This is a genomic window from Rhizobium mulingense (genome assembly GCF_029194105.1).
Taxonomy (GTDB): Bacteria; Pseudomonadota; Alphaproteobacteria; order Rhizobiales; family Rhizobiaceae; genus Rhizobium; species Rhizobium mulingense.
This window is the reverse complement of record NZ_JARFVE010000008.1, coordinates 45,001-70,991: the sequence shown is the minus strand read 5'-3', so window position 1 is coordinate 70,991 and position 25,991 is coordinate 45,001. Positions and strand designations below refer to the sequence as shown.

The 25,991-nt window shown below is 62.8% G+C and carries 31 protein-coding genes and 1 pseudogene; 10 read left to right on the top strand and 22 right to left on the bottom strand.

All coding sequences use genetic code 11. The annotated features are described in order from the left end of the window. Nucleotides 1-3 precede the first annotated feature (3 nt). The 14 genes from PYR71_RS19235 to PYR71_RS19170 form a co-directional block, all read right to left on the bottom strand. Entirely contained in the window at nucleotides 4-321 is a 318-nt protein-coding gene (locus tag PYR71_RS19235; protein ID WP_275620489.1) for a hypothetical protein, read from the bottom strand. Continuing rightward, nucleotides 318-1,322, bottom strand: a complete 1,005-nt coding sequence (locus tag PYR71_RS19230) for a tail fiber domain-containing protein (RefSeq protein WP_275620488.1) — start codon at nucleotides 1,320-1,322, stop codon at nucleotides 318-320. The genes PYR71_RS19235 and PYR71_RS19230 overlap by 4 nt, the downstream gene beginning before the upstream one ends. Further along, nucleotides 1,288-1,704 (bottom strand): GNAT family N-acetyltransferase, encoded by a 417-nt coding sequence (locus tag PYR71_RS19225; protein ID WP_275620487.1) that lies wholly within the window; start codon nucleotides 1,702-1,704, stop codon nucleotides 1,288-1,290. The genes PYR71_RS19230 and PYR71_RS19225 overlap by 35 nt, the downstream gene beginning before the upstream one ends. Continuing rightward, nucleotides 1,701-3,524, bottom strand: a complete 1,824-nt coding sequence (locus PYR71_RS19220) for a hypothetical protein (protein WP_275620486.1) — start codon at nucleotides 3,522-3,524, stop codon at nucleotides 1,701-1,703. Before PYR71_RS19220 ends, PYR71_RS19225 begins: the two co-directional genes overlap by 4 nt. Continuing rightward, on the bottom strand, nucleotides 3,521-4,228 hold the full coding sequence (locus PYR71_RS19215; protein ID WP_275620485.1) for a phage adaptor protein: 708 nt from the start codon (nucleotides 4,226-4,228) through the stop codon (nucleotides 3,521-3,523). Before PYR71_RS19215 ends, PYR71_RS19220 begins: the two co-directional genes overlap by 4 nt. A 244-nt stretch (nucleotides 4,229-4,472) precedes the next feature. Next, nucleotides 4,473-5,039, bottom strand: a complete 567-nt coding sequence (locus PYR71_RS19210; protein WP_275620484.1) for a hypothetical protein — start codon at nucleotides 5,037-5,039, stop codon at nucleotides 4,473-4,475. 241 nt (nucleotides 5,040-5,280) lie between these two features. Beyond that, the gene (locus tag PYR71_RS19205; protein ID WP_275620483.1) at nucleotides 5,281-6,066 is read right to left on the bottom strand and encodes a hypothetical protein; all 786 of its coding nucleotides are present in this window, start codon (nucleotides 6,064-6,066) and stop codon (nucleotides 5,281-5,283) included. 21 nt (nucleotides 6,067-6,087) lie between these two features. Next, the gene (locus tag PYR71_RS19200) at nucleotides 6,088-7,062 is read right to left on the bottom strand and encodes a phage major capsid protein (protein ID WP_275620482.1); all 975 of its coding nucleotides are present in this window, start codon (nucleotides 7,060-7,062) and stop codon (nucleotides 6,088-6,090) included. 32 nt (nucleotides 7,063-7,094) lie between these two features. Further along, nucleotides 7,095-8,126: a hypothetical protein gene (locus tag PYR71_RS19195; RefSeq protein WP_275620481.1), complete on the bottom strand. Its 1,032-nt coding sequence runs from the start codon at nucleotides 8,124-8,126 to the stop codon at nucleotides 7,095-7,097. A 35-nt stretch (nucleotides 8,127-8,161) separates the two neighbouring features. Beyond that, entirely contained in the window at nucleotides 8,162-8,473 is a 312-nt protein-coding gene (locus PYR71_RS19190; RefSeq protein ID WP_275620480.1) for a hypothetical protein, read from the bottom strand. 16 nt (nucleotides 8,474-8,489) lie between these two features. Then, on the bottom strand, nucleotides 8,490-10,580 hold the full coding sequence (locus tag PYR71_RS19185) for a hypothetical protein (protein WP_275620479.1): 2,091 nt from the start codon (nucleotides 10,578-10,580) through the stop codon (nucleotides 8,490-8,492). Next, nucleotides 10,580-12,151: a terminase large subunit gene (locus PYR71_RS19180; RefSeq protein WP_275620478.1), complete on the bottom strand. Its 1,572-nt coding sequence runs from the start codon at nucleotides 12,149-12,151 to the stop codon at nucleotides 10,580-10,582. The genes PYR71_RS19185 and PYR71_RS19180 overlap by 1 nt, the downstream gene beginning before the upstream one ends. Then, the gene (locus tag PYR71_RS19175) at nucleotides 12,117-12,587 is read right to left on the bottom strand and encodes a terminase small subunit-like protein (RefSeq protein ID WP_275620477.1); all 471 of its coding nucleotides are present in this window, start codon (nucleotides 12,585-12,587) and stop codon (nucleotides 12,117-12,119) included. Before PYR71_RS19175 ends, PYR71_RS19180 begins: the two co-directional genes overlap by 35 nt. A gap of 19 nt (nucleotides 12,588-12,606) precedes the next feature. Next, nucleotides 12,607-12,843, bottom strand: coding sequence for a spike base protein, RCAP_Rcc01079 family (locus PYR71_RS19170; protein ID WP_275620476.1), 237 nt, complete (start codon nucleotides 12,841-12,843; stop codon nucleotides 12,607-12,609). Between the two features lie 180 nt (nucleotides 12,844-13,023). Between PYR71_RS19170 and PYR71_RS19165 the strand changes: the two genes are divergently transcribed. Both PYR71_RS19165 and PYR71_RS19160 read left to right on the top strand, forming a co-directional pair. Beyond that, nucleotides 13,024-13,317: a hypothetical protein gene (locus PYR71_RS19165; RefSeq protein ID WP_275620475.1), complete on the top strand. Its 294-nt coding sequence runs from the start codon at nucleotides 13,024-13,026 to the stop codon at nucleotides 13,315-13,317. A gap of 411 nt (nucleotides 13,318-13,728) precedes the next feature. After that, nucleotides 13,729-14,631 carry a dienelactone hydrolase family protein gene (locus tag PYR71_RS19160; RefSeq protein WP_275620474.1) on the top strand — a complete coding sequence of 301 codons (903 nt, stop codon included), beginning with the start codon at nucleotides 13,729-13,731 and terminating at the stop codon, nucleotides 14,629-14,631. A gap of 200 nt (nucleotides 14,632-14,831) precedes the next feature. On the opposite strand, the gene PYR71_RS19155 is transcribed toward PYR71_RS19160, so the two are convergent. From PYR71_RS19155 to PYR71_RS19145, 3 genes are all read right to left on the bottom strand, one after another. Further along, nucleotides 14,832-15,365: a YidB family protein gene (locus tag PYR71_RS19155; RefSeq protein ID WP_275620473.1), complete on the bottom strand. Its 534-nt coding sequence runs from the start codon at nucleotides 15,363-15,365 to the stop codon at nucleotides 14,832-14,834. Between the two features lie 156 nt (nucleotides 15,366-15,521). Next, nucleotides 15,522-15,863, bottom strand: a complete 342-nt coding sequence (locus PYR71_RS19150; protein ID WP_275620472.1) for a hypothetical protein — start codon at nucleotides 15,861-15,863, stop codon at nucleotides 15,522-15,524. 292 nt (nucleotides 15,864-16,155) lie between these two features. Continuing rightward, complete coding sequence (locus tag PYR71_RS19145; RefSeq protein WP_275620665.1) at nucleotides 16,156-17,052, bottom strand: alpha/beta fold hydrolase; 897 nt, start codon at nucleotides 17,050-17,052, stop codon at nucleotides 16,156-16,158. 423 nt (nucleotides 17,053-17,475) lie between these two features. On the opposite strand from PYR71_RS19145, the gene PYR71_RS19140 reads away from it, so the two are divergent. Then, complete coding sequence (locus PYR71_RS19140) at nucleotides 17,476-17,664, top strand: hypothetical protein (protein WP_183919394.1); 189 nt, start codon at nucleotides 17,476-17,478, stop codon at nucleotides 17,662-17,664. Between the two features lie 76 nt (nucleotides 17,665-17,740). Here the strand turns inward: PYR71_RS19140 and PYR71_RS19135 are convergent, their stop codons facing one another. From PYR71_RS19135 to PYR71_RS19115, 5 genes are all read right to left on the bottom strand, one after another. Continuing rightward, nucleotides 17,741-18,751 carry a DUF3618 domain-containing protein gene (locus PYR71_RS19135; protein ID WP_275620471.1) on the bottom strand — a complete coding sequence of 337 codons (1,011 nt, stop codon included), beginning with the start codon at nucleotides 18,749-18,751 and terminating at the stop codon, nucleotides 17,741-17,743. Further along, nucleotides 18,751-19,167 (bottom strand): phage holin family protein, encoded by a 417-nt coding sequence (locus PYR71_RS19130; RefSeq protein WP_064809817.1) that lies wholly within the window; start codon nucleotides 19,165-19,167, stop codon nucleotides 18,751-18,753. The genes PYR71_RS19135 and PYR71_RS19130 overlap by 1 nt, the downstream gene beginning before the upstream one ends. After that, entirely contained in the window at nucleotides 19,160-19,726 is a 567-nt protein-coding gene (locus PYR71_RS19125; protein ID WP_275620470.1) for a nutrient deprivation-induced protein, read from the bottom strand. Before PYR71_RS19125 ends, PYR71_RS19130 begins: the two co-directional genes overlap by 8 nt. A 116-nt stretch (nucleotides 19,727-19,842) precedes the next feature. Continuing rightward, a complete protein-coding gene (locus tag PYR71_RS19120; protein WP_275620469.1) occupies nucleotides 19,843-20,982 on the bottom strand; it encodes a sialidase family protein in 1,140 nt (379 codons plus the stop codon). Between the two features lie 15 nt (nucleotides 20,983-20,997). Beyond that, complete coding sequence (locus PYR71_RS19115) at nucleotides 20,998-21,300, bottom strand: hypothetical protein (RefSeq protein ID WP_275620468.1); 303 nt, start codon at nucleotides 21,298-21,300, stop codon at nucleotides 20,998-21,000. Between the two features lie 302 nt (nucleotides 21,301-21,602). Here PYR71_RS19115 and PYR71_RS19110 point away from each other — a divergent pair, with 302 nt between their 5' ends. The 7 genes and pseudogenes from PYR71_RS19110 (at nucleotide 21,603) to PYR71_RS19080 (ending at nucleotide 25,442) form a co-directional block, all read left to right on the top strand. Continuing rightward, nucleotides 21,603-21,932, top strand: a complete 330-nt coding sequence (locus PYR71_RS19110; RefSeq protein ID WP_138393692.1) for an ArsR/SmtB family transcription factor — start codon at nucleotides 21,603-21,605, stop codon at nucleotides 21,930-21,932. Continuing rightward, entirely contained in the window at nucleotides 21,929-22,393 is a 465-nt protein-coding gene (locus tag PYR71_RS19105; RefSeq protein ID WP_275620467.1) for an SRPBCC family protein, read from the top strand. Before PYR71_RS19110 ends, PYR71_RS19105 begins: the two co-directional genes overlap by 4 nt. Before the next feature lie 114 nt (nucleotides 22,394-22,507). Beyond that, a pseudogene (locus PYR71_RS19100) lies at nucleotides 22,508-22,851 on the top strand (GFA family protein). 114 nt (nucleotides 22,852-22,965) lie between these two features. Continuing rightward, nucleotides 22,966-23,298, top strand: coding sequence for an ArsR/SmtB family transcription factor (locus PYR71_RS19095; RefSeq protein WP_275620466.1), 333 nt, complete (start codon nucleotides 22,966-22,968; stop codon nucleotides 23,296-23,298). After that, nucleotides 23,291-23,776: an SRPBCC family protein gene (locus PYR71_RS19090; RefSeq protein WP_275620465.1), complete on the top strand. Its 486-nt coding sequence runs from the start codon at nucleotides 23,291-23,293 to the stop codon at nucleotides 23,774-23,776. The genes PYR71_RS19095 and PYR71_RS19090 overlap by 8 nt, the downstream gene beginning before the upstream one ends. After that, nucleotides 23,769-24,389 carry a glutathione S-transferase family protein gene (locus tag PYR71_RS19085; RefSeq protein ID WP_275620464.1) on the top strand — a complete coding sequence of 207 codons (621 nt, stop codon included), beginning with the start codon at nucleotides 23,769-23,771 and terminating at the stop codon, nucleotides 24,387-24,389. The genes PYR71_RS19090 and PYR71_RS19085 overlap by 8 nt, the downstream gene beginning before the upstream one ends. Nucleotides 24,390-24,629: 240 nt before the next feature. Continuing rightward, nucleotides 24,630-25,442, top strand: coding sequence for an alpha/beta hydrolase (locus tag PYR71_RS19080; protein ID WP_275620463.1), 813 nt, complete (start codon nucleotides 24,630-24,632; stop codon nucleotides 25,440-25,442). The last annotated feature ends 549 nt before the right edge of the window (nucleotides 25,443-25,991 follow it).

Sequence of the window (25,991 nt, the reverse complement as noted above, 5' to 3'; positions counted from 1 at the left end):
GCTTCAGCCGCCGGTCCGGCGCATCGGCTTGCCGCCGAAGAGCAGGGACAGGAAGCCGGGAAAGGCCGCCGCGGGGGCCGAAGGCGCGCCTGCCGGAGCGGCGGTCCCTGCGTCACCTCCCCCCTGCTGCGCTTGCTCCTGCTGGCGGATCGCCAAGCCGCCGAGTCCTGCCTGCGCCAGCCGCGCCGCGCCCTGCCACGGAGATTGCACGGGACTCGCATCCATGCCCTGCTGCAGCATGGCATGTGCCAGCCGCTTTCGCTCGTCGCTAATCTCATTTTGTGTCTTGCCGGTACCGCCGGCGAAGAGGAAACCCCTCATGCCACTGCCCTTTCGTAATCGACGCGGTCGAAGCCGTCCGCATGTTCGAAGACCGCGTCCGGATGGGTCTTGCGCACATCGTCGGACATCAGGCCGAGCTGCATCGGGCCGCCCTCCTTGTAGCGGAAGGCGTAGACCGGCAGGCCGTTCTCCAAAGTGCCGACGCGTCTGATGTCTTCCTTCAGCCGCCGGTCGGATTTCGCCCAGCCGCCAAGGAGTGTTCCGCCGAGGCCGAAGAGGCCGCCCATTGCGGCGTTGGATTGGGCGACCTGCCGGTCGTAGAGGCCCATCTTCTGATTGAAGTTTTCGTTGATCAGCCCGGCCTGGTCGACGGTCGGCAGCTGCGTCGTCGGCGTGTTGACGTAGTTCGGCTGATGCACCTGCGAGCCCGACATCAGTGCCGAAATCTCGTTCAGCGGCTGGTTGCGCTCGGTCAGGATCGAGTTTTGCGCATTCGAATACATGTCGCCGAGATACTGGTCGGAGGCGGCCTGCTTGCGGGTGGAAAAATCGCGCATGGCGTTGTCGTAAGCCGCCGAGCCCATCCCGATGCCCTTATCGGCCAGGCTCTGCTCGAGGCTCGCCTGGTCGCGGTCCCACTGGTTGTTGAAGCCGGATCTCCAGTGATCATTGACATATTTGTCGACGTTGCCGGCACTGAGATCGACATTGGTGCCGAGGATGCCGGAGACCTTGGCCGTCTGATCGTTGGCGAGCCTGGCAAGGCCGAGCTGCGTCTGCTGCGTCTGGTCGTAGATCGCCTGATTCTCGGGCGAATAGGTCTGATAGGCGGAATAGGTCGGCAGCCTATAGGTCTTGCCGTTCTGGTCGGTCATCGTCTGATAGCCGCTGACCTTGTATTCCAGCGCGCCGTCGGGCGTGTACTGGTTGGTGTGGCTGAGGCCCGCATTGGCGATCGCGGTGTCGACGTTGGTGGCCGTCTGCGCCGCTGCGGTCTGGATCGGATCAGGCGCCTTCGGGGCCTTTGGCGTGGAGACCATAGGGAAAATCCTCTTTGATGATTCCGTAAAGCAGGCCGTCGCAATCGCCGAAATAGCCGCGCTGGCGGCCTTCCGGCTCAGCACCGAGTCGGCCAAGCAGCTTCTGCGCATTGCTGTTGTCGGCGCGGGTGCGGCAGGTGGCGCGGCGGCAGCCGAGCTGGCGGGTGACATAGTCGAACACTGCCCGCATCAGCGTCAGCGACAGCCGCTCGGCGGCGAGCGAGATCTCGACATCGTGGCCGGTCCAGACGTTGAAGACGAAGCCGGCGATGATCCGGCCGCGGTCGACATGGGCAAGCGTGGTATAGGGCGGGTGGAATTCCACTCCGATCCTGGCGCCGACCCAGGCGGCGATCTCGGCGCTGGGTTCTGAGACGATCAAATCGGCGCGCCCCTCTCGTAGAGCACCGAGCCGCCGACGACCGCGGCTTCCGAGACGGAGCCCGACGAGCCGGAGATCAGCGCGCGGATCGTCGGTGCAAGCGCCGAACCGGCGCCGCCGGCGGAGGCGAATTTGCGCACCAGCGAAATGCCGGGGAATTTCGAAACACCCCAGACCGCCGTTCCCCATTTCGCCGCCGCACTGTTCTCGACCGACGACAGAAGTGCGGTCGGCACCTTGGTCTGGTAGTCAACCGAAATGCCGCCATACATCAGCGTCGAAACGCCGATCTGCGCCGTCACGCCGATCAGCTTCGACAGCTTGGTCGAAAGCCCGTCGCCGAAGCGGCTCCAGGCGCCGACCATCAGCGCGTCGATCGCCGCGCCATTGTCGTTCGCCCCGACTTCCGCCTCGTAGAGCGTGCCGTCGGCCGCGCCGAAGAACAGCCGGTCCTGCCATGTCGCCCAGCAGGAGGCCGGCATGCCGACGAAGCGGCACCAGGCACCGGTCTCGGTGTTCATCACATATTGATAGGGGCCGAAGGAGGACGGCAGGTTGACGATCGCCATTTGCCGCGCCGGAAAACTCGAAAGCTGCCACTCCTGCGAGGTCGTGCCGGCCGCCGCCACCGTCTCGCGCCAGGTCGGGCCGATCCTTGATGTAATCGCCCCAAGGCTGGTGGCGCCGCGATCGAGCTGCACCGCCTTGGTGATCGGCACGATCCCGTCGGTCGTCATGATCGCCAGATCGGCGCCGACCGACAGCAGGCAGCGGTCGCTGCCGAGCGGCCGGCCGAGCTTGAAGGTGCCGATCAGGCCCCAATTGGAAGCGCTCGACGGATCGGATCCCTGGAAGACGATCACCTCGCCCTCGGAGGAGATCAGCACCAGGCACTGCTGCAGCCCTGTCGCAACCGGGATCGTCCAGACGTTGATCGCCACCAGCGTGCCGCCATATTTCATGTTGCCGCCGACGGGCAGGACCGTGGCCGCGCCGCTGACGGCGTCGGTCGCGAGGTACCAGACATTGGTCGAGTTCTTCTCGATGAACCACAGGCGCGAGCGATAGGCGGTGACGGCGGCAAGCAGCGAGGCGTCGGATATGCCTGTTATCATCGTCGACGCGACATAGGGCGTGGCGGCCGCGCCCTTTTCGAGCTGCGCATTGGTGACCGTTCCCGTCACGGTGACGACAAGCGTGCCGGCCGCCGGGGTGAAGGAGAGCGACACCCGGTTGCCGGCGCCCGTGCCGTTCAAGGTGCCCGAAAAGGCGCCCGAAAGCGTGACAGAGCCGGTGCCGAAGAAGCTCAGCGTATAGGCCGTGTTGCGCACGGCGACATTCTGGGTGGCGAGCGTCGCCGTGCCGACCAGGAAATTGTTCGTCCAGGAGGTGCCGTTGAAAATCAGCGGCGTATCGAGGCCGTTGACGAGGCGCAGGAATTCCTGGCCGGCCGGATTGGTATATTGCTGCACCGACCAATGGGCGCTGGCCAGCCCCGAGACGACGGGCGCGCCGGCAGCACCGCCGACCGTCACGTCGAAGATCTTGTCGCCTGCGGCGGCAAACAGCCGGTTGGTCACGCCGGAATAGGGAATGACCGTCTGCACGTCGGCGCCGAGACCGGTGGCAAAGGCGAGAAAACCGTAGCGGGCGCGCACCCGGTTTGCCTCGGGAAAGAAGTTGTCGAGCTGAAAGGCTGCATCCTCGGGCATATCGGCCATCTCGACATCGGTTCGCCAGCCGCCGATCGGCGCGATCCAGTCCTTACCTGGCGAAACGCGGCGGGTGCGGCCGTTCGGGGGAACAGGTGTGCGGGTCATGGGGTCTCAACCGTGATTGTGCCGGGCCAATAATTTTCCGGCGCCTGTCCCCTCGCCGGCAGCGAGAGGTCGACAGGGCTTGCGGCGCGGTCGGCGCCGATTGCGGCCTCCTTGGATCGTTCGAAGCTGGCGAGCTCCTCGCCATAGTCGAGGCCCTTGGCCCGCTTCCAGCGCCAGATCAGTGAGAGTTCGAGAAGCTCTTCGGGAAAACGGGCGGTATCGGTGTCGTTGGCCCAGTTGCCGGCGGTGGTGGCGCCGCCATTCACCGCCACCCAGAAGCCGGAGATATAGGCATATTCCAACGTCTCGCCGGCAACGTTCGGGTAGATGTCGAGCCTGCCGCCGGCCATGCGCCAGATCTGCGGCACCGGGTTGGCATTGAGGATCTGATGACGCTGCCAGGTCTGCGGCTCCACCGGGCCGTTGAGCGACCAAAGGCGCGAGACGTTCCAGATCCTGGCATTGGCGGCGAAACGGTCCCAGTCGCCGGCCGGCTCGTCCGGCTCGGGGGCAGCACCCGTCGCTGCGAATTGCCGCCTCACCATCAGCGCCGACCAGTCATGCGCCCGCATCAGGTCGCGGCCGGCGCGAGTGGAGAGGATGCGCAGCTGCATGATCTGCGGATCCGCCGAAGACATGACGGCCGTCGGCGGATCGAGGTCGATCTCCGCGCAGACGTTCTGAATGATGGTCAGCAGCGACATGCGGGGGATCTCCGGTTCAGAGCAAAGCTGTGGGCAATAGGTGAATTTGAGAGGGTGTGCCGTGTAGCCCCCTCATCCGACCCTTCGGGCCACCTTCCCCCGCTGGGGAGAAGAGGGACAAGCTGCAAGCCCGCCGGTCTCTTCAAACGCGCGGCGAGGAAGAGACGCCTCCACCAGTCCCTTCTCCCCAGCGGGGAGAAGATGCCGGCAGGCGGATGAGGGGGCGGCTTGTGCCAGCGCTTCCTCAGGCCGCCTGCCGGCTGCGGCCCTTGCCGCCTTCGCCGTCCTTTTCGAGCGCCTCGAAGCGGGCGGCCATCTCCTTCATCTGCGCCTGCAGGCGGCTCACCTCGTCCTTCAGCCGCTCGTTTTCGGCGGCAAAGGCGGAAGCGGCGCTGGAGTTTTCGGCGGTCGCGAGATAGGCGCGGGCGGCCGCGGTCAGCTCGTTGGCGCCCATGCCGATCTTCTGCTTGGCGGTGTCGGAGAGCGCCGCCAGCTGCTCGACGGTATAGATATTGACCGCCTCCAGTTCCTTGATCTGGCTGGGCTTCAGATAGGGCCATTGCGCAAGCGGCGTGCCGGTCAGCTGCTCGCGGGCGGCGGCACCCTCCTTGAAGCGCTTATAGGCGTCGGCGAAGCGGATTTTGTCGTTGTCGTTCACCTCGCGATAGACTTCGGTGTGCTTGTCGCCCGCGATGAAGATGCGGACGAATTCCTTGTCGGCAAAAATCGGCCGGCCTTCCTTTTCGGTCAGAAAGGTCTGTTCGACCGGTTCGAGGCTGAAGGAGGCGTAGATTCCGGTGTTGTCGGGCATGTGCTGGTCTCGCTGTTGATGGCGGGGAGATGCGGGCGCAGAAGCGCCGCTGTGATGTCGTGCCGGTGGCTGCCCCTCACCCTAACCCTCTCCCCGCTCGCGGGGAGAGGGACGTGCCTCGCGGAACGTTGGCGAGGGACGGAGACGTAGCGGCATGTCCCCTTCTCCCCGCGCGCGGGGAGAAGGTGGCGGCAGCCGGATGAGGGGCACGCCACGGGCAGAGAGGTCGTCAGGCTTGGCTTCAATTCACCTTCGACAGAAACGGCCGCATCAGCGTCGCCTCGAGCACGCCCGTCGCCGTGATGGTGACGCCGGTGCCGTTGGCCGTCGCATTGGCCGAGAGGGTGATGCTCTGGACGACGCCGTTCGGGCTGTAGGTGATGCCCGAAATCGTCGTGCCGCCCGCGATACCCGTGCCGGAAACGGCCGCGCCGATGAACGGGCCGGAACCGGCGCTGAGGCCGGCGAGACCGGTCAACAGGCTGGAGCCGTTGACGGTGTTGGCCGTAAACGTCTGGTTGGCGGCGGCGAAGTTGACGTTGGCGATCGCCTTGGTGCCGACGGTCGCCGAGGCCGGGGCGCTTGCCTGGCCTGCGGTGGTGGTGGTTTCGGCAACGACGAGAGCCGCCGTTGCGCTCGCCACCTGCGACGGCGCCTGGCCGTTGCGCTGCAGCCAGAGGTAATAGGTGCCGGCTGCCAGGGTGATGGCGCCAACCGGGCCGCCGGTCAGCGTCGGCGGCTGGGCGCCCCCCGAAAAGACGCCGCAGCGCTGGCCGACGACGGCGCCCGCCGTGGTCAGCAGCGAAGCGACATAGTCCTTGGTCCACTGGAACCACTGACCGGGCTGAAGGGTCGTCTGCGACGCCAGCACCAGCTGGCAATAGACCCATTCGGCTTCACGGTCGCCGCCGGCAACGGCGCCGAGGGCGAAGTTCGGCCCGGGAATACCGGAGCCGGAAACGATCGGGCCTTCGACGACGAACGGGTTCGCGCCAAGACGATCGGACTGGATGGTTGCGATCGACATTTGCTTGTTCCTTTCGTTCGATCAGGCGAACAGCACGCCCTGCAGGAAGGCGTTGTTCATGGTGAGGTTGCCGGCAAAGCCCATGAGCTGCACGAAGGCATCCTGGTTGGTGTTCATGCGCTCGTCGCCGATCGGCGCCATGTCGCGGTCGCGGTGCGGGCGGTAGAACAGGTATTTGGTGTTCAGGAAGAACATCTGGTTGGAAGGCGCGCCGCCGCCGAAGCCGCCGTCGAAGATCACGTCGGCGCCCATGTACTGCAGCGACTGGAAGCCGGCCATGCCTTTGTCGGCCGAGGTGATGCGCTGGATCGCCTGCAGCGATTCCCAGTAGAGGCGGAAGAAGTTGTTGTCGGCGACGACGAGATCGGGGGCGTCGGAGCCGCGCACGCAGGACATATAGAGCCGGTTCATGTAGCTCTGGATGTTGGCGTTGGTGGCCGCCGCGCCGCCATCGGCCGAGGCCGAGAATTTCTGGTTGCGCCAGAAACCCCAGGTGGCGCGCGAGATGCCGCCGACCGTGCCTGATGTCGGCGAGGTCGAGATCAGCAGCTGCAGGCCGCCGATCTGCCGGCCGCCGTCGGCCGTGCCGTCGGAATAGCAGTCGAGCGCGATGTTGTTCTTCAAAGTGGTTTCGGCATTCTCGATGCGCTGCTCGAGCAGGTCGAGGATCGCATCCTCGCCGGAATTCTGCAGCTGTTCCAGGCCGGACATGGAGACGGCGACCGCCGCCTGCTTCAGGTCGTATTCGGCAGCGGTGATGACGTCGGAGGGCTGGACGTTCAGAATGTCGTAGCCGGAATAGCGCTTGAAGGTGCTGTTCTCCTGATATTGCAGCTCCTGGACGATGGTGCGGCCGCCGGAAACCGGCTTCTTGCGGCCGCGGCCGTTGAGACGGGTGAGAAGACCGTTGTTCTTCGTCACGTCGTCGGCGACCGTGCCGCTGCGATTGCGCAGCGTCGTGGTGACGATTTCAGAGAGGTTGGGCGAAATGGGCATCGATCATTCCTTTGATCAGACTTGGCCTTTGATCAGACTTGGCCGCGCGAAAAACGCATGGCGTCGCGCAGCGAGTCGCGGATGGAGGTGGGCTGGCCTCTTGCCGCATCGCGGGTCGGGCCCGGCGCGGAAGAGCCAGAGATGGATCGCGAGGCGCGGCGGGCTTGATCTGCCGCTGCGGCCCTCTGGGTATGCTGTTCTCGGACGAAGGCCGGCGCAGTCTGGCTGATCAACTGCTGGCGAATGTCCGGTCGCATCCAGCATGCGGCGTCGTAGGCGTCCTGAAGTGTCGATGCCCGCCCCGCATTGATGAGGGCGACCATGTCGTCGAGAACGTCTTCGGCATGCGCATTGGCCGGATCGGAAAGAAAGGCATCGACCTGAGTTTCGGTGTCCCTCTTCCGTAAAACATGTTCGACCGTGGCCTCGACATTGATTGGCCGAGGTTGCGGCGCTGCCTGCTCGTGTCGCTGAAGGGCCTCTCCTGCCCAGCCGTTGACCAGGGCGTGAAGGTTGACCCCGGCCACCTTGGCGACATGAAGCACGGTGTTGACGGGATCGCGGATCAGCGCGTTTTCCCATTCGATCGCCCGGCGCATGACATCGGCATGGGTCATGCCGGCCTGGCGGACGATCGGGGTGAATTCTTCGAGCCCCCTGTAATCCTGCAGAACGCGGAAGCCGCGATCGACCTCCTGCTCCCGCTTGGCGATCGCCGCCTGCACTTCGCTCGGCAGATTTGAAAACTGCGCCTTGGCTTCCGCCGACCAGCCGGGCGGAACCCGGTTGCCGACGACGGGCTGTTGCCGGCTGTTGATCTCGCCTTCCTGCTGTGCGCCATGAGCTCCCGGGGCCGCCTGCCCTGTCCGGGCGGCAGCGGCCTGCTCCTGGCCCTTGGGCAGGAAGCGGCCATTTTCGCCGTCGCGCGGCTGGCCCGGCAGATCTCCCGGCCCGCCTTCGACGGTGTCGATCGCCGCCTTCAGGCTGTCGCGGACGCTGACTGGCTTTTCCGCGTCAAAGTCTTCGCTGCCGTTGCCGGCCTCGTTCAGGTCTTCCATATCCATGTGGGAAAGTTCCTATTTCGGGGATTGATGCCCGTTCAGGCGTTGTATTCGGCGTAGACCCGCCGCAATTCGTTGCGGATCGCCTTCCGGTCCGCCTTGGGTTTTTCGATCGGCTGCGGCTTCTCATTGCCGATCTCGACCACGCCGGCCGCCCGATAGGCGGAACGCAGCTTGGCTTTCGAGGTGTAGTGCCGGCCGTCATGCATCGACTGGATCTCGATCGTGTCGCTGACGAAATGCGGCGCCGGCAGGTCCGACTGCGCAAGGTTTTTCACCGGCATGCAATTGTGCGGCCATTTGTCGAGCTGATGCCAGCCGCCGCAGACGCGGCAATAGCGTTCTCTCATGCTGTTGCTCCCCGGCTTACTGATAGCTCGCGCGCATCTGGTCGACCGCCTGCGCCGCCGCCTCGCTGCGTGCCTGCTCGAGGGCGGCGCGATGCTCGATCTCGGCCTGGGCGACGCCAAGCTCGGCCCTGCGCTGTTCGGCGCCCGCTTTCACTTCAGCAGTCTTCAGCTTGAGCATCTCGGCCGGCGAAGGCTGCGGCTCCGGTTTCGGCGCGCTGGCGGCTTGGGAGAGCTGCGCGCCCACCTGCTCCAGCATGCTCTCCAGCTGACGGCCGGCGCGGAAGCCGCGGGCGGCAAAGAGCAGCGTTTCGACCATGACCGGCACCAGCATCGGGCTCTGCTGCGCCATGGCGCCCGCCTGCTGCATGAAGCCGCCGACCATCTGGACGAATTCCATGCGCCGCTGCTTTTCGGCGTCCTCGTCCGGTTCGATCGTCGAATCCGTTTCGATGTCGATCTGGAAGCCGCGGATGCTGTCGTTGCGCAGGAGCTGCACCACCTCGTCAATGCTGGGCTGCGCCATCATCTGCTGCAGCTGCGGCGGCATTTGGGGCGGCGCCATTTCGGGGGGCGGCTGGGCCGGCTGGCCGATCTGCTGCGCCCGCATAGCGGCCTGCTGGGCCGCCATTTGCATCTGCTGCATCTGCATTTGCACCTGCTGCTTCTGAGCCATCGTCGGCAGTTTGATGCCGCTCACCAGCATCAGCGTTTCCGGCTGGAACTGGTCGCAGATGATTTCGCCGGCCAGGCGGATGATGTCGCGGGCGAAGCGGGCAAGCTCGGCCTGGCGGTCGCGAATGCGGATCGAACCCCACTGGCTCTTGATGCGCTGCGCGGTCGCCGTCTCCGAGGCCTGGGTGTCGCCGCGAACGATGTCCGATATGCCGGTGATCTGGTAGACGTCCTCGATCAGCTGCTTGCGCGCCGCCATGCAGGCGACAATCACCTTCTGCACCTCGTCGATCGGCAATGTCACCACCGCCTTCGAGCCGCCCTTGTCGGTGAACGCCGCCCATTCCGGGATCGGCACCATGACCATGTCGTTTTCAGGCCGCATCGCCTTTTCGATCGCCGGCGAGATCGCGCCATCGCCGGAGGGATAGAACACTTTCAGCCGCAGCTGGTCGGTCAGCTTGTTGATGCGCTTGGTCAGCAGATCGATCTCGTCGCATTGCTGCTGGTAATAGACGTAATCGGGAACCGGGATCAGCGAGCTGGTTGAGACCGTGCCATAGGCCGGGCGCGGGCAAGGCCAGAAATGCGTCAGCTCCAGCGGCGGCTCGGAGACTTCGAGCGCCACCGGGGCGCCGTCGGCGATCCAGACGGTATAATTCTCGCTCTTGCACCAGATTTCCCAGACATGGGTCTTGCCCTCGTTCTCGGCGCGCTCGGCCTGGCTGGCGCCTTTGCCGCTCGCCGCCGCTTGCGCCGCTCCTGAAGCCATCGCCTCACGGCCGAAGCGTTTCTCCATCTCTTCGTCGGTCATCGGCACGCGCCGCGCCACCCAGGTCACATCCTTCCAGCGGCGCGCCGGCGAATGCAGGAAATCCGACCAATGGACATAATCGACGCAGATGCGCTCGTCGGCGATCGCCTCCAGCGACGAGCCGCCGATCTCGCTGGACAGGCCATCCGCCGGCGAGTCCGAGGGCTGGACACCCATGTCGAGCGGCTCGAAATCGGCTTCGTAACGCAGCCACACCGTGCCGCGGGCGCAGAGCAGGAAATCGTCGCGCACCGCCCGCATGATCGAATCGAGATCGGCTTCGTCGCCTGTGTAAGCGAGATTGCGCTCGACGATTTCCGAAGCGATGCGCGCCACCGGCTCGGCATCCTTGAAGCGGCGCTCGACGACCGGCTGCGGCACGCGGGCATAGACGGCCGGCTGCAGCACCGCGGTATTGGCCCAGAGCATCGGAAAGCGACGCTTGGCCGCGCTGGTCTGATCCGACTGCTGGTCGAGATAGATCTTCTCGATCTTGGCGCAGCGGTCGTGCCAGGACTTGAAGTAGCGCTGGGCGCGCTCGAGCTCCTGCTGCCAATGGGCGCCGACCTTTGCCGGATCCCAGCGCTGCTCGCCCTCAAAAGCCGTTATCTCGTCTTCCATCAAACACGCTCGCTAAAGGTCGGGGTGGAATCGGCAAATTCGTTGAAGGTCATGGTCTGGAAGGTCGGCAGCCGCTTGGGCTCGGGCTTCAGCGGTTCCGGCGCCAGACCGGTGAAGATGATGGCGAGACCGCCGAAAGCATCCGCCCCATGCGAGGCCCAGTTGTGCAGCGGCTCGTCGCGAAAGACGCCGAGATCCTCGTCCCAGTCCTTGCGGTAGTTGCGCAGGCATTTGATGCCGTCGGCGCAGCCGGCCTGGTCGAACTCGACCTTGGCCAATATGCGCCGGGTGCCGTTGATGCGGTCATGGACATAGGCGCGCTCGACCTTGCGCACCGTGCCGAGGCCGCGCGCCCTGACCTCTTTCAGCATGATTTCGATGCGGGTCATGCCGCCGCGCGTCCATTCCCGCACCTTGATGTCATGCGGCATGTTGTGGACGCCATAGACATAGCCATTGTCGGCCGCGCGCCGCTCCAGTTCGTCGAGCATGCCGTCCATGCCTGTGCCGGTATGCTCGAAATAGCCGATCATCCTCACCCTGCCGGGCAGCACCTGGAACAGCCAGACGCTGTTGGCATCGTCCATGCCGATGTCGGAGATGGTGTGGACGGGATAGCCCTCCACATGCGGAAAAACCCCGACGCGCTCCTCGGCGTCCGCCACCGCCATCTGATCGGCGTAGTAGGCGCCTTCGACGCTCGCTTCGAAAGCTTCGGCTGGCGTCGAGGGATATTCGCGCTTCATGTCGCCGAGCTGGATCTCGGCCTTCTTGACGTACCAGGCCTTCTGGCCCTCCGTCAGTTCGATGCCCTGTTCGGCAAGCTCTCTGAAATATTTGGCGAAGGCATCGCTGATGATGACGCCCTCGGGCGCGATCGCATAGTGCGGCTCCTTCCACCAGGGGAAGAAATGGAACTTGAAGTCGAGCTCGGTCAGCTTCGCCGCCTGGCGCTGCTTGACCTGCGCATCCTCGCAAAGCGAATAAAAATGCCCCTCCTGGCCTTCCGCCGTGCTTTCGACGAAGACCAGCTGGCCGGCTTGCACCGTATTCAGCGCGCCGGTGCGGACTTCCCGCGCCTTGTCGGGATATTTGGCGCAGAGCTTTCCGTATTCCGAAATGTGAAGGTACTGCAGCGTGCCCGAGCGCAGCGAGGTGCCGACGCGGATGCTCGAATTGTTGGCAAGCAGCAATTCGGTCTGGTTGGTCCTGACGACAGGCACGGCATTGTGGATGCCTTCGGGCAGATTGTCATAGGGATATTTGATCTTGTCCCGGAAAATCGTCTGCACGTCGCCGAGCGTATGGGCGATGGTTCCGGCCCTGATATCGCGGTTGAAGACGCAGGCATCGAGCATGAAGATCTGGATGAAAGTGGTCAGCCCCAGCTGCCGGGCCTTCAAGAGCACGTTGAGATAATGCATCTCCTCGAAGAAGGTCATCTGCATCAGGTTCATTTCGAACCTGACGCGTTTGCCCGCCTTGTCGGTGATCCAATAGAGATTGTTCAGCCGCCAGCGCCAGTCGGAGAAGCGGTCAACCGCCGTTTGGAAGTCCGCGGGTCTTGCCATTGATATCTTCCAGCAGTTGCGAGACTTCGCCGGCCACGCCCTGTTCGGGCTCGGCCTTGGCACCGTATTTCTTCGGCCTGAGCTTCTCGGCGACCCATTGGCGGGTGGCGATGCGCAGCTGCGAGCGCCTTATCGCCTCGCCATTTTCCTGCCAGCCGGTGGTTTCGCCCGCAGCATTCTTCTTCTCGATCCAGTCATCGCTGCTGTTGTCGGCAATCTCGACCAGCTCATCGACGAAGCTGTCGGCGAGGATCTCGCGCGCCAGCGCATAACGCGCCCGAAACGCCGCCTTGTCCTCGTCCGCCAGCCAGGAGAGCACCGTCGATTTCGCCGGCATTGTCTCATCCCGGCAGATCGACCGCAGGCTTTCCCGGTCGGCAATGCGATCGCAGATCTTCTCGGCCAGCGCCTGGCTGAACTTGGTCGGTCTGCCCATGGGATCCGCGTCTGAACGCTCAGAACAATGCGACGATATCGGACGCCGTCGTCCCGGTCAGCGCCACGATGGCGGCATGCACCGGCAGGATCGTCCCGGCCGGCACGCTCTTGAAGACAACAGGATCAACGTCGCGCTGCGGCGCAATCGCCACATCGCCCGCCGTGCCAATATAAAGCGCACGCGCGCCGACTATCGCACTGTCATTCGGCGTGACCACTGCGGCGCGGGAGGCCGGCGCAATCGAGGCGTCCATTGCAGTTCTCCTTGTGAGGGGGATATGGCGCAGCCGCGAGTGCCCCTGGCAAGTCTGGCAAAACGCCACTCCACCCTCCGTCATCCCAGGCCTTGAGCCTGGGATCCGTGCCGGGTTCCCATCGAACTGGTGTGGATCCCAGGGTCAAGCCCTGGGATGACGGAGCAAGGGGTGGACTCTGTGGCAAATGAGGCGGCCGGCAAGATGAATAACGCAGGCGGTCGAAGCGACACCGACTTCATCGTCGACATCACCTTGGATTCAATTTTCGCAGCTTGGATTTACGGCAGTGATAAATCATCCGCCGGGGGTGATCAAGCGCTGATTGTCGGTCAAGCGCCCAGTATGAAATCAAGCGTTCTCGAACCATGTGCACGCCAGAATTCCATGCGCCGCTCCGGCTGCGGCTTTGGTGAAACGCTCCCCCACCCTCCGTCATTCCAGCTTGAGCCTGGGATCCATACCCGCTCCTGATGGAGGCCAACGTGGATCAGGTCAAGCCCTGGAAAGCTGAGCAAGGGGTGAGCTCTGTGGCAGATCCGGGTGGTGTATGATGGCGCTGGCCAGAAAGTCTTGGCGAATACGCATGGGATCGAAGCGCGATACCGACTTCATCGCCGATATCACCTTTGAATTCAAAATTCGCAGCTTGGATTTGCGGTAGTGATAAATGATCTCTCAGGGGGTGATCAAGCGCTGATTATCGGTCTCACGCCAGTGTAAAATCGAGCCTTCTCGACCAAGGTGAACGCCAGATTCCACGCGTTGCTCCGGCAGGTTTGGCAAAACGCCACCCACCCTCCGTCATCCCAGGCCTTGAGCCTGGGATCCATGCCCGACCCAGCAAAGCCAACATGGATCCTCGGACGGCAAGCAATACCATCCATGATCATCGAGGATTATATTAGCAGCAGGCCGTCGATTACACGGGTGGAGGAGCCTGTGAAAACCGCGAGACTCTTTCTGTCCGTCGTCACTATTCTTGGCGTCACGCTGGCTGAAAGCCCGGCAAAGGCCGACGAACTGGTGCGGTTCGAAAGCGTGCCCGTGAAGCTCAGCCCGTTTCGTATCCGCAAAGCCCGGGAACTGGGGGAAATTCTCCCGCAGCCGCAAGGCACGCCATTGCTCGGATATTTGTCCCGGCCTCGGGGCGACGGCCCCTTCCCGGCTGTCGTCGTCATGCATGGATGCGATCACATGCGTGCGAGCGTCAGAGAGCTTTGGCCGCAACGGCTGGTCTCATGGGGTTATGTCGTGCTTGTTGTCGACAGCTTCACCACTCGCGGCCTCACCGACACATGTCGAAGCCACCTCCCCGACCGCGTCTTCGACGCCTATGGCGCTTTGGAATTCCTGTCGAAATCAGGGTTCGTCGATGCCCGGCGCGTCGCCTTGATGGGCTTTTCGGCGGGCGGCACCGCGACGCTGGACGCAACGAAAATCGAAGGGTACGAGCAGCTCGTCGAGCGCAAGTTCCGCGCGGCGATTGCCTTTTATCCCGCCTGCGACGCAGATCGTGGCGATGCGACGGTGCCGAACCTGATTTTGATTGGCGAACGTGACAATTGGAGCCGGCCCGAACGATGCCAGAAGAGGCTTGCCCGTTTCAGTGACAATGCCGCGCCCGTCGAACTCAATATCTACAAGGGCGCTTATCACGGTTTCGATGCCCCGGAATTCGCGGTGGGAAAGCGGGTTTCGGGTCATATCGAAAAATACGATCGCAACGCCGCGGCAAAGTCCATCCGGAGCGTGTACACGTTTCTTCGCAAGCACTTGGGAAAGTAGGCACCACGCCGCCCACCCTACGTCATCCCGGATCTTGAACCTGGGATCCATGCCAGCGGCCGGGAGACCTGCTTGGGTCCTCAGGTCAAACCCCAGGTGGACGGAGTGCAAGGCGATCTCTGCGGTTCGAACCTGAGAGACTCGTGGCGATCTCGCAAGGGCGTTTCAGCGATGCCCGCGGCACGGCCGAACGAAAGTGCCTAGACGCCGCTCGGCCGCCCGGATGTGGTCGCCTGACTCGCCGGAGACAAGACATCTTCCTCGGCGGTCGGCAGCCTTCCCTCCGGCGTCAGCTCGTCGACGGCTGTCGGAAGATCGCGGCTCAAGCGCCCCAGAATCTCCTCATGCGACAGGCCGGTATTCCTGGCGATCTCATTCAGAACATCGGGGCCGAGGGCTTCGGCGAGCTCGCCGTCCTTGATGTCGGCGTTCTGGCCGGGGCGCACCCAGGATTCCATCTTGTCGGCGTGGCCGTTCTGCTGGAACGTCTTCAGGAGATCGCCGAGACCGCCGCTGACGATGCCGCCGGAGGTCAGGCCGCCGAGAAGGCCGCCCAGGCCGCCGGAACCGCCGAGCCTGCCGAGAATACCGCCGAGCCCGCCCTGCTGCTGGCCTCCCGCGCCGGATGGCTGCGGGTTCTGCAGGCCGCGCAGGAGCTCGCCGATTTTCTCCCTGTTCTGGTAGCCGGCAACGGCAAGAACGGCGAGAAGCGCCTTCAATTGACCACTCATCATGATGCATTCCTCCGGTGATTGTCAGTACGGTTCAGGCGAACCGCTCCATCTGTTGTCTGCAATTCGACGGGAAAACCGCTTCGTCCGCTCGGCCAGCCGACGTTGCAAAAAAGCAATGTGGCGCTAAAGCGTCCGGGTAGCCGGTTTTTCGTACGGTCATATTTCCGGGCAGCCGCGCCGGTTGGCGAAGACCATGCGTTCCGGCCCGCGGCGCGTCATTCCCTGAACGACAATGCTGCGCGGCGACATGCGGACGATCTGGGCGCGGCGAAGGCCTTCGCTGCGGGCAATGTCGAGCGCGTCATCGGGATCGCAGCCGCGCGGCCCGCGACGGTCGTAGCGGTCGTAACGGTTGCGGTCTCGGTCCCGGTCGTAAACGCCGACCCCACCGGGGCCGAGGCGCAATTCCAAATCCTGCGCGGCGGCGAGCGTCGGGGCGATGGTCAGCCCGCTCATGGCGGCCAGGCCGCACAATATGAACTGAAGAGACTTATGCATGGTTTCCTCCCATGGTCTTAGGCTTATTGCCATACCAACATCGCTATTGGGATATTGTTCCGTGAGCAGGAGAAGCCGGGGCAGGAGTGAAAGCCTCCGATCACCGCCGCGGCCCGGCCATTCAGTTCTGGAGCCGCACATGCTGCTCCAGCCAGGCGACGCGAAGCTGCAGATCGACGCCGCGTCCACAGAACCGACGACGCTTCTCCAACCGGGCCTTGCGCACCCTGCCCGCCGGCAAGGAATTCGGCGACGATCCGGGCGAAGCAATCGCTTTCAAGCCCGGCCACCACTACGCGACATCCGTCAATGTCGCAGGCTCGGCCTGCTGTAAGGAGGAACGCTCTTCGATGATCGCGTTCAGCATCCGCAACACCACGGCCGGGGCGATATGATGTGGCAAATGGCCAACGCCTTCGAGGCGTTTCACAAGAAGGTCGGGATGTCTTTGCCGAAGCCAACTGATGTGCCGGTCCGGATCGACGATGAGGTCTTGCGACCCGAAGAGCACATGGACGGGAAGCTGCTCGGGCAGACCTGCCAGCAGAGCCATGTCCCGGTTGAAGGCTCGCAACTCGTCGGCCATCGTCTCGATCGCGCTTGCCCGGATCATATGGCCGGCAGGCAACATGCTCAGATGGGAGGGAAGAGCATTGGGGAATGATGATGAGCGAAGTCCGTGCCGGAGAAAGAAGGAAGCCCAGCGGGGCATGATGTGGCGGCGGATCGCCGGCCCTATCAAAGGCGCAACTGCGGCGCGCAGCAGGACCAAGGGTTCCGGGGGAACCGGGCTGCAGCAAGGCGAGAGCAACAAGAGCGCTTTCAAGAGCTCAGGTCTGCGGGCGGCCAGATGAAGGGCTGAGGCACTGCCGATCGAATGGGCGACGATCGTTACAGGGCCGACCCCCGCGGTCTCGATGAAACGCTCAAGCCAGAAAGACTGCCCGAGCGGACCCCGCTCCGGTGGCGGCAGCGGGGAACTCAATCCGTAGCCGGGACGATCGACGGCGATCAGTCGGTGTTTGCTGTTTTCGAGAGGAAGCAGCACCTCTTGCGCCAGGCTGCCGCAGCCATGAAGAACAACAACTGGGCTTCCATTTGTTGAGCCGCTTTCAAGGACATGAACCTGTTGGTCGTCCATGACGCTGATCGTCCCGAGTCTCGGCTGGATGAGCTGCTTCTTCAACATGGGCAGCAAACCCGGCAGGCCAGCAAAAGTTCCGGCGCCGATAGGGCAAGCGACTGATAACATGTGATTTAATACGTCGTCGACGGACATTCTCGAGGGTACGGCGAACTTTTGGCCGGCATCCGATTTCCGTGCCGCAGACATTCGCTCGCATGATGGCCCGGATTCCCTGGATTGCTGTACGGCCACTTACATCTTATTCTAGTGTCCTCGCGCCCCATAGCCGCGGAACGTGTGTCACGCCGATTTCACGCGATTTCTATGGCGGCTCTGATTAGATTCTGCTGAGATTTCGCCAGCAGGATTTTGGCCAGCATCGCCGGCCGCCGCAACGGTGAGGAGTTCTCGGGCCGATGAAATCCCATGGTGGGCGGCGGTCGGCTGTTTTGGTCTTGATCATGCTGCAGCAGGGGGCAGCTGAAGATGCAATTTCCGGTCCATTCAAAGACGATCGCCGAGCTTGATTACGACAGCCAAACCTGCCTCTTGCGGGTGCTCTACAAAGACGGACGAGTAAGCTCTGTTCCCCATGTCGCTCCCACGCTCGTGATGAAAATCGTCGCGCGCGTTCCCGTCGAAAAATCGTCATACCTCATGCAGACGGCCATCTGAGACTTCCGCGAAGCGGATCAGTCAAACAGCGCCTCTTTCCGCGTGGAACCTTTCCTGGCCGACCGGGATGGATCCTCTACCGCCGATCGCTTCCGCCTAGGCCATCCTTGCGATCTATGAAAGCTTCGGCTTCATCCACCACGCGTTCCTTGATGGCATCATGAGTATCGGAGGCAACGTCCATGGCCGTGTGATAGACCTCCGACGCTACCTCTTTACCCTGCGCGACGACGTCCTGGGCCTGGCGGCTGAGGCTATCTCTAGTGCTATCTGCGGCTTCGCCGACCAACTCATCCTCGGTGTCGGTATGGGGCAGCGCCGCGCCGATCGCTGCACCGACCGCAAAAGCCAGAGCACCGCCGACCAGCGGCTGGTCGCGGAAATGGGTGAGGATCGCCTCGTTGAGCTTGCTCGTTTGCTCCTGAAGACTGGTCGCCGCCGAAGAGGATCGGCTCGACAGGGAGCTCGCCGCGCCAGACGCACGGGCGGTCAGGTCGCTCGCGGCGCTTTTCGCCTGCTCCCATTTCTCCGCCGCCCAGCCGGTTGCCGCGTCGAGCAATGCACCAGTCTCGTCGGTGATCTGGCTGATCTGTTTTCCGCTGGCGTCGGCGAAGCCGCGATAAGTCTTGCCCGCCTCGTCCATGAAATGGCCGGCACGACCTCCTGTTTCATCTGTCAACGCTTTCAACCTCTTGCCGGATTCATCGGCAAAATGGCTGTAACGGGCTCCGTTTTCCATTGCCGGTGGACCAATCCTGCGGACCCGGCCCGTCGCCGGATAAAGCGGATATTCAGGATCCTCCCTCCAGGTCGCCGTGTCGCCTGATGACTGACTGCCTTTCGCCATGAGCCAGGCCAGGCTCACGCCCATTAGCGCGACCGGCAGAGGATTCGCCTTCAGCGCGTGGCCAAGATTGCTGACATATTCTCCGCCGCCGCTTCCCTTGGCATAGGCAATCACCTCATCGATGAGCTGGCCCGGCGACATCCGTTCCTGGATCGCGTCAATCCGGTCTCCTATCCGGCGGCGGTCCTGGTCGATCTCCCGCTGAAGCTCGGCCGATGTTTTCTCCATTGAGTTTTCCATTAGATTTTGTCCTTCACAACATCAACGTCGCGGCGAAGCGAGGTTGCAGTTCGATCCAGTGTCAAGTTGTTGCCGCGAAGCGCGGCCAGGCCACGGGAGACCAATGCCCACGCGATGCCGGCGATGATGATGCCGACGATCAACGAGGCGAGCGCACTGGCAGTGGTTTCGGTAAATCCCTGTGTCACGAGGAAGGCCGCGAGGCCGCCGACAAGGGCACTCAGCAGGACGCCGACCGCCCCGATTGCCAGGACCAACCCGAACAGGAGAATCTCCACGCCGCTGAGCGCCTGCGAAAGTTTTTCCGAAGCCTCCGTCTTGGCAAGATCGATTTCCTTGCGAAGCAGGCCGGTGACATCACCCACGAGGCCACTGACAAGTTCGGAGAGGGGTGTGTTCTCTGAAGATTTAGCCATTGTTTTCTCCTCCGGTCGTTGCGGTGCCGGGGCGAAGGCCAATCGATGGTTCGCGCGGCGCGGCAGCTGTTTGCCTTTTCGCGGAGGCTGTTAGGAAGCGGCTCGCGGCCAAGCCTGCAAGTGCGGCGATGCCGAGAAAGGCGAGCGGTTGCTTGCGCCCGAAATCCTCTGCCATGGTAGCGATTTCGCCGATGTCCTTGCCTTCCATCCGCCGAGCGACAGTCCGCACGCTCCGCCCGATTTGCTTGGCGTATCGTCCGACCTCTGCCTGACCGGAGCTTTCCATTTCGGCGCCCGCTTTCTCAAGTGCCATTGCAACGCCGCCGACCTGGCGAGCAGCGAAGCTGGTGCGTTCGGAAATGACTTCCTTGGCCTTCTCGACGGCAGTGTCGGCGCCTTCCTTGATTGTTTCCTTGGCGGCGGAAACATCTTCGCTCACCTTCGCTTCCAGATCGGAAATGGAGGTGCGCGTCCCCGGCGAAGAACCGGAACCTGGGAATGAGGACGGTGTCTGCGCCGATGCGCTTCTTCCTGCCGGATCTGTGAAATCGTTTTGCATGTCTAACCTCCCATGTCGTGGCGGCGACTGCCGCACCCCCGAACCACGGGTTGCCCGCTTTGTTCCCCGAACGCGCTTCAAACGTTCCTCTTCGGCCCGTGATGACATAATGGGGCTCATAACTGCGACTGCCATGAAGCAGCGCCGTCCTCGGCTCCTTGCTGATCTTTGGCGGGCGTGACAATAGACGCTGCGACGTAACGCTCCTCCCTGTCGCCATCGTTGAAGTAGTAGACGGCGAGCAAGGATCCATCGCCGCGTTTTGCGATTCTGGGATAACCGAGATCAGCCGTGCCGCCGTCGCTCCGGATGACCTTCTCGGCGCCCCATGTCTGGCCGTCATCGAAACTCACGCGCATCCTCATACCAAATGGCGGATCACGGTAGCCGTAGACGACGAGAAGCATGCCTTCGATCCGTCCGAGCGCTGGCGGATTGCCATTGCTGCCCGTGTCGTCGACAATGCAGCCTTTCCGCGTCCAGGTCTTCCCTTCGTCGTGGGAGGTGAAGGCTTCTATCCAACCCTTGCCACCGCCCCTCCCCATGCATCGCGTCAAGGTCAGCATGGCGCCACCGGAAAGTGCCGTCGAGGCCGGCATGATCGAATAGCCCTCAGGTTCCGGGCCGACAAAGCCTTGAAGGACGAAGCTGCGCCCGCCGTCCGCGGTGCGCGCGCAGAACACTCTGCCTTCCGCGCCGTCCTCTTTGGAGGTGCTGAGCATGAAGAGCGCCTGGTCTCTGCCAAGAGGAACGATATCGGTGCGCGCCGAGATCGGAAGATGCAAGCCGGTGAAACGATATGGACCTTGCCATGTCAGGCATCGATCCCGGCTGACATAGAACCAGCTGACAGCATCGCCCTGTATATCCGTCCTGGCGCACATCACGATCGTCCCGGGATCGAGAAAGTCTATGGGTTCATCCAGAACGCAGAGGTCATCACGGAGCGACAGATGGGGACGAATCTTGAGATCGGCGTTCAGGTGCTCGTCGGCCGAAAGCGAGAGCCCACCCGGCAGGCGGCCGCAGAACGGCTCGCCCATCCATGTCAGTCCGCCGTCCAGGCTGCGTGCCTGCCAGGGGACGAATGGATAATCACGGTCCAGTTCGTGCAATTCCCCCTTGGCTCCGAGTTTGCCGCGCGCGAAGACGACGACCATTTCGTCACCCCAGGACCAGAGACCATAATTTGCCGGCCAGGCTGCGAACTCACCCTCTCTGCGGTAGATTTCAAGATGCCGGAATTGCGTGTCCATGGAGGCTTCCAGCGGTCAGAGCGTTTCGACCGGAAGTGCCCGCACGAGCAGTTCATCCTGCCCGAGCAACTCTTCGAGTTTGCGCCGGTATTGGCGCCACCAGGCCCGGTCGAGACTGTTCACCATCACTTCGATCACGATGACGGTATCTTCTTCAGTGCCCTCATCATTGGACCAAAGCCCCTTTGCGGGGGAATTCAGATATGCCGTCACTCCGCCATGGCGCTCCGTCATCTCGCGCTGAATTGTCGCGATAATGTCTTCGATGTCGATCGCCGCCCGCGGCGCTGCCGGAATAAACAACTGTATCAAATGCATGTGGAGTTCTCCTCGTTTCGCAAACTTCGCAGGTCTGACGAGGTTCCGGCTCGGCTCGAAATCTGTGCGATGCCATGATGTCGGCTCCGCCGCCGAATTCGCGGATACCTGTCGGATGACAAGGAAAGCGGCAACAGGCGGTGGTCGCCGTCGTGCAGGGTGCACCGGGCTGCGGTGGCGAACGCAGACGCAAGGTGCCGCCATAGGGCTGTTCAAACAACGGGCATCGCTTTTCAGTCCACCCCGGAGACAGATACAGATTAGTGTTGACTCATCAATTAGTCCACGCTATTGAGTTTCTCATGATCCAGACCGCTTCCATCGACGCCGTCATGCGCGCCCTTGCCGACCCCACCCGGCGGGCCGTGTTCGAGCAGATCGTCAACTCCGATGAGATCACCGTCGTCGAATTGACGCGGGCGAGCCACGTGACGCAGGGCGCCGTCTCGCAGCATCTCAAGGCGCTGAAGCAGGCGGGCCTGGTTACGGAGCGCCCCGAAGGGCGCAAGGTCTATTACCGCGCCGAGCCCGAGGGCCTTGCGCCGCTTGTCGATTGGATGAGCCATTACGGCCTCTTCTGGCGCGACCGCTTTACCAATCTCAGAACATTGCTGAAGGAAATCGATCCATGAACGACGCAGCATTGAAGCCCGACACGCACGAGATCGTCGTCGACGAGATTTTCCCGCATCAGCCGGAAACGATCTGGAAAACGCTAACCACGGCCGAGCTGATGGGCCGCTGGCTGATGATGCCTGAAGGATTCGAGCCGATCGAGGGCAAGCGCTTCACCTATCAGACGACGCCGGCCGGCGGCTGGGATGGCACCATTCACTGTGAGGTGCTGGAGGTGAAGCCGAACGAGCGTCTCTCCTATGCCTGGAAAGGCGGGCACTCGGAGAATGTCGGATACGGATCGCGGCTCGATACCGTCGTCACTTTCATCCTTTCCAGAGCCGAAAACGGCACCCGGCTGCGCCTCGTCCATTCCGGCTTCGTGCTGCCGAAAAACGAAACCGCCTTCCAGAAGATGGGCGAAGGCTGGAAGAAGGTCGTGAAGAATATCGGCGCCCTCGCCAGCGGCGAGGACTGAGCCGGCGTCAGCCACATCACCGAATTGATTCAGGAGAAAGCAATGAGCAAGCCCTATACCGGCGGCTGCGCCTGCGGCGCCATCCATTACGAGATCTCGGCCGAGCCGATTGCGATGAACGACTGCCAGTGCCGCGATTGCCAGCGGACGAGCGGCACCGGCCACGGATCCTATCTGACCTTTCCAAGCCGGCAGGCGGTGAAGCTCGAAGGCGAGGCCAGCCACTGGAGATGGTCGCCGACAACGGCAACGTCAAGACACGCGGCTTCTGCCCAGCCTGCGGCGCGCCTGTCTATCTGACCTTCTCCTACATGCCGGATTTCTTCACCATCCACGCCGCCAGTCTCGACGAGCCCGAGCGCTACCGGGCTGACATGGCGACCTACACCATGCGCGGCCAGGCTTGGGACCGGCTCGACCCCGATGTGGCGAAATTCGAAAAGATGCCGCCGATGTGAGGCTCGGGCAGCGCCCGCGACAAAGCGGGCGGGCGTTGCTACCCTGCGCAAATTGCCTTTGACATTTCTGAGGGATGAATATATCCATATAGCTATATAGCCAAATGGTGATATATGGATGACAAACTCAATGCCATTTTTTCCGCACTCGCCGACCCCACGAGGCGAGCCATTCTTGCGCGGCTTGCGACGGGCAAGGCGACCGTGGCCGAACTCGCTGATCCCTTCGAGTTGTCTCAGCCCGCTATTTCAAAGCATCTCAAGGTTCTGGAACAGGCCGGGTTGATCCGCTCCGGCCGGGAAGCGAATGCGCGTCCGCGCGTCCTCGAGCCGGCCGCGCTGAAGACGATCGCTGATTGGATCGCCGATTACAGACGCTTCTGGGACCAAAGCTTCGATCGTCTCGATGACTATCTGTCCAAGGTACAAGGATACGAAAATGACTAATCCGGAGACCGACCCCGACCACACCCGCGACCTGGTTATTGTCCGGAGGTTTGATGCCCCATGCGATCTCGTTTTCAGGGCATGGACCGACCCGGAAGCCATGGCCCAATGGTGCGGTCCTCACGGTTTTAAGGCGGTGGGCGACAGACTTGAAGCTTGGCCCGGCGGAAGACACCGCGCCTGCCTGATCGCGCCGGATGGAGAGGAGCATTGGGTGGGTGGAAAATATCTGGAGGTCGAGCCGCCGCACAGGCTTGTCTTCACCCATGCCTGGGAGCGCGGAACCGGTGAAACCAGTCCCGAAACGATCGTCACCATCACCTTCAGGGAAAGTGACGGCGGCACGGAAATGACCTTTCGCCAAAGTGGATTTGAGAGCGCATCGTCCCTTGAGGGACATGAAGCCGGCTGGTCGCAAAGCTTCGAGCGGTTGAGCGTTTTTCTTCGAACCGAATCCAAGGGGACGAACCATGCATAAGGCGGCGATGAAGCTCTACTATTGCGAGACGCTCAATCCCCGGAAGGCCTGCGCCGCGGCTCGCTTTCTGAAGGCAGACGTCGAGTTCGTCCGGGTTGACCTGGCAGGCGGTGAACAACGCACCGCAGAATTCCTGGCGCTTAACCCGAACGGCAAAGTCCCGGTGCTGCAGGATGATGCCGGAACCTTGTGGGAAGCGAATGCCATCATGTGCAGGCTGTCCGACAGCGTCGCATCGGATTTCTGGCCGCACGACCGCCGGCAGATCGACGTGCTGCGCTGGTTGAGCTGGGATGCCAGTCATTTTACCCGGCACGGGGCAACGCTGTGGTTTGAAAACCTGATCAAGCCATTGTTCGGCGGGAAGCCGGACGCGGCGGTTATCGAAGAGGCAAAGGCGGCTTTTCGGCTCCACGCTCGCGTGCTCGACGGTCATCTGGCCACCAACAGCGTCGCCGTCGGGGAGACACTGACCGTGGCGGACTTCGCACTGGCCGCCGCACTTCCTTATGCAGCCGCTGCCGAGATTCCACTCGCCGAGTTTCGGCATATCCGAACCTGGTACGAACGGCTTGAAGAACTGGACGCGTGGCAAAACCCTTTCCCAGCTTGAGAAGCTGATGGTACCGCTTCGCCGCCGACTGGTTGAGCTGCGGCGCACAGGCCGTGCTGACGATCAACAGGACGGCATCGCCTTGTATGGGAAAGGCCGATCTCTCGTGAGGTCGCGTCTCGACCCTCTTCTCTATAGGAACGCACTGTGCCTATATTGCCGCTACGCTGAGCACATCACGCGGGGTTGGGTTTGCTGCAAAGCGTTCTGGGCGTTGCCAACCAGCGGGGATAGTCTGTCGTGAGCGCTACAAGGTACCTGCTGATCTTGCCGCTGATGGCGGTCATCGCCTACATGGCGCTGGTGGGCCTGATCTATTTTTCTCAGCGATCCCTGCTCTATCCCGGAGCCGGCGCCGCACCTCTACCGGAGCCCGCGAACTGGGGCGAGACGATCCACATCAAGACGCCCGACGGGGAAATCCTGCAGGCACTCTACAGCCAGGGCGACAGCGACAAGCCCTGCGTGCTGCTGTTTTTCGGAAACGGTGACCGAGTTGACAATTACGCCTTTCTCGCACAGGCGCTGGCCGCGCGGGGGATTGGATTGCTGGCGATTTCCTATCGCGGCTATCCCGGATCGACCGGCTCACCCAGCGAGCAAGGGCTGCTGACAGACGGCATCGCCGCGTTCGACTGGCTTTCGGCACAGACCAAAAGCGGGATCGTTGTGCTCGGCCGCTCACTTGGCACCGGCGTTGCGGTGAACACGGCCGGGCAGAGGCCGGCCGTGGGCCTCGTTCTCGTGTCTCCGTACCTGTCGGTTCTCTCGGTTGCGCAGATGCATTATCCGTTCCTTCCGGTCGAGTTTCTCCTCAAGGATCCCTTCCGCTCGGACCTCAACATAGCCAAAGTGAGACAACCGAAGTTGTTCCTCCACGGCCGACTCGATGACAGCATCCCGCTTTCCTCAGGGCAGGCCTTGTTCCACCTCGCACTCGAGCCCAAGCAGATGTTGATCTATGACCGTGCCGGTCACAACGACATCTTCAACGATGGCATGGTCGGCGACGTGATCGGTTTTGTGGAAGCGCTAAAAGGAAACCGGTCTTAAATCCCGTCATTCGCCTGCCTCCATGCCTGGTGCAGAGTCAGCGTGGAGAAAAGGCGCACCAGGACGGATGAGGATGTCTGGCGCCCTGCGCGACGCCGGTGGCGCCTTCGGCGAAGCCCTCCCCAACCTCCGTCATTCCAGACCTTGAGCCTGGAATCCGTAGCCGCAGTCGAGGGGCCGGCATGGGTCCTCGGGTCAAGCCCGAGGACGACGGAGGTGGGGTGAACTCCGTGGCAAATCCAGCGATGGTGAGGCAATAGCAGCAGCGTTGCGCCTCTTGCCGATGGCCCTCCACAACCTCCGTCATTCCAGGCCTTGAGCCTGGAATCCATAGCCACAGCCGAGGGGCCGGCGTGGGTCCTCGGGTCAAGCCCGAGGACGACGGAGGGTGGGGTGGGCTCCGCGACAAATCCAGCGATGGTGAGGCAATAGCAGCGGCGTTGCGCCTCTTGCCGATGGCCCCTCACAACCTCCGTCATTCCAGGCCTTGAGCCTGGAATCCATGGTCACAGCCGAGGGGCCGGCGTGGGTCCTCGGGTCAAGCCCGAG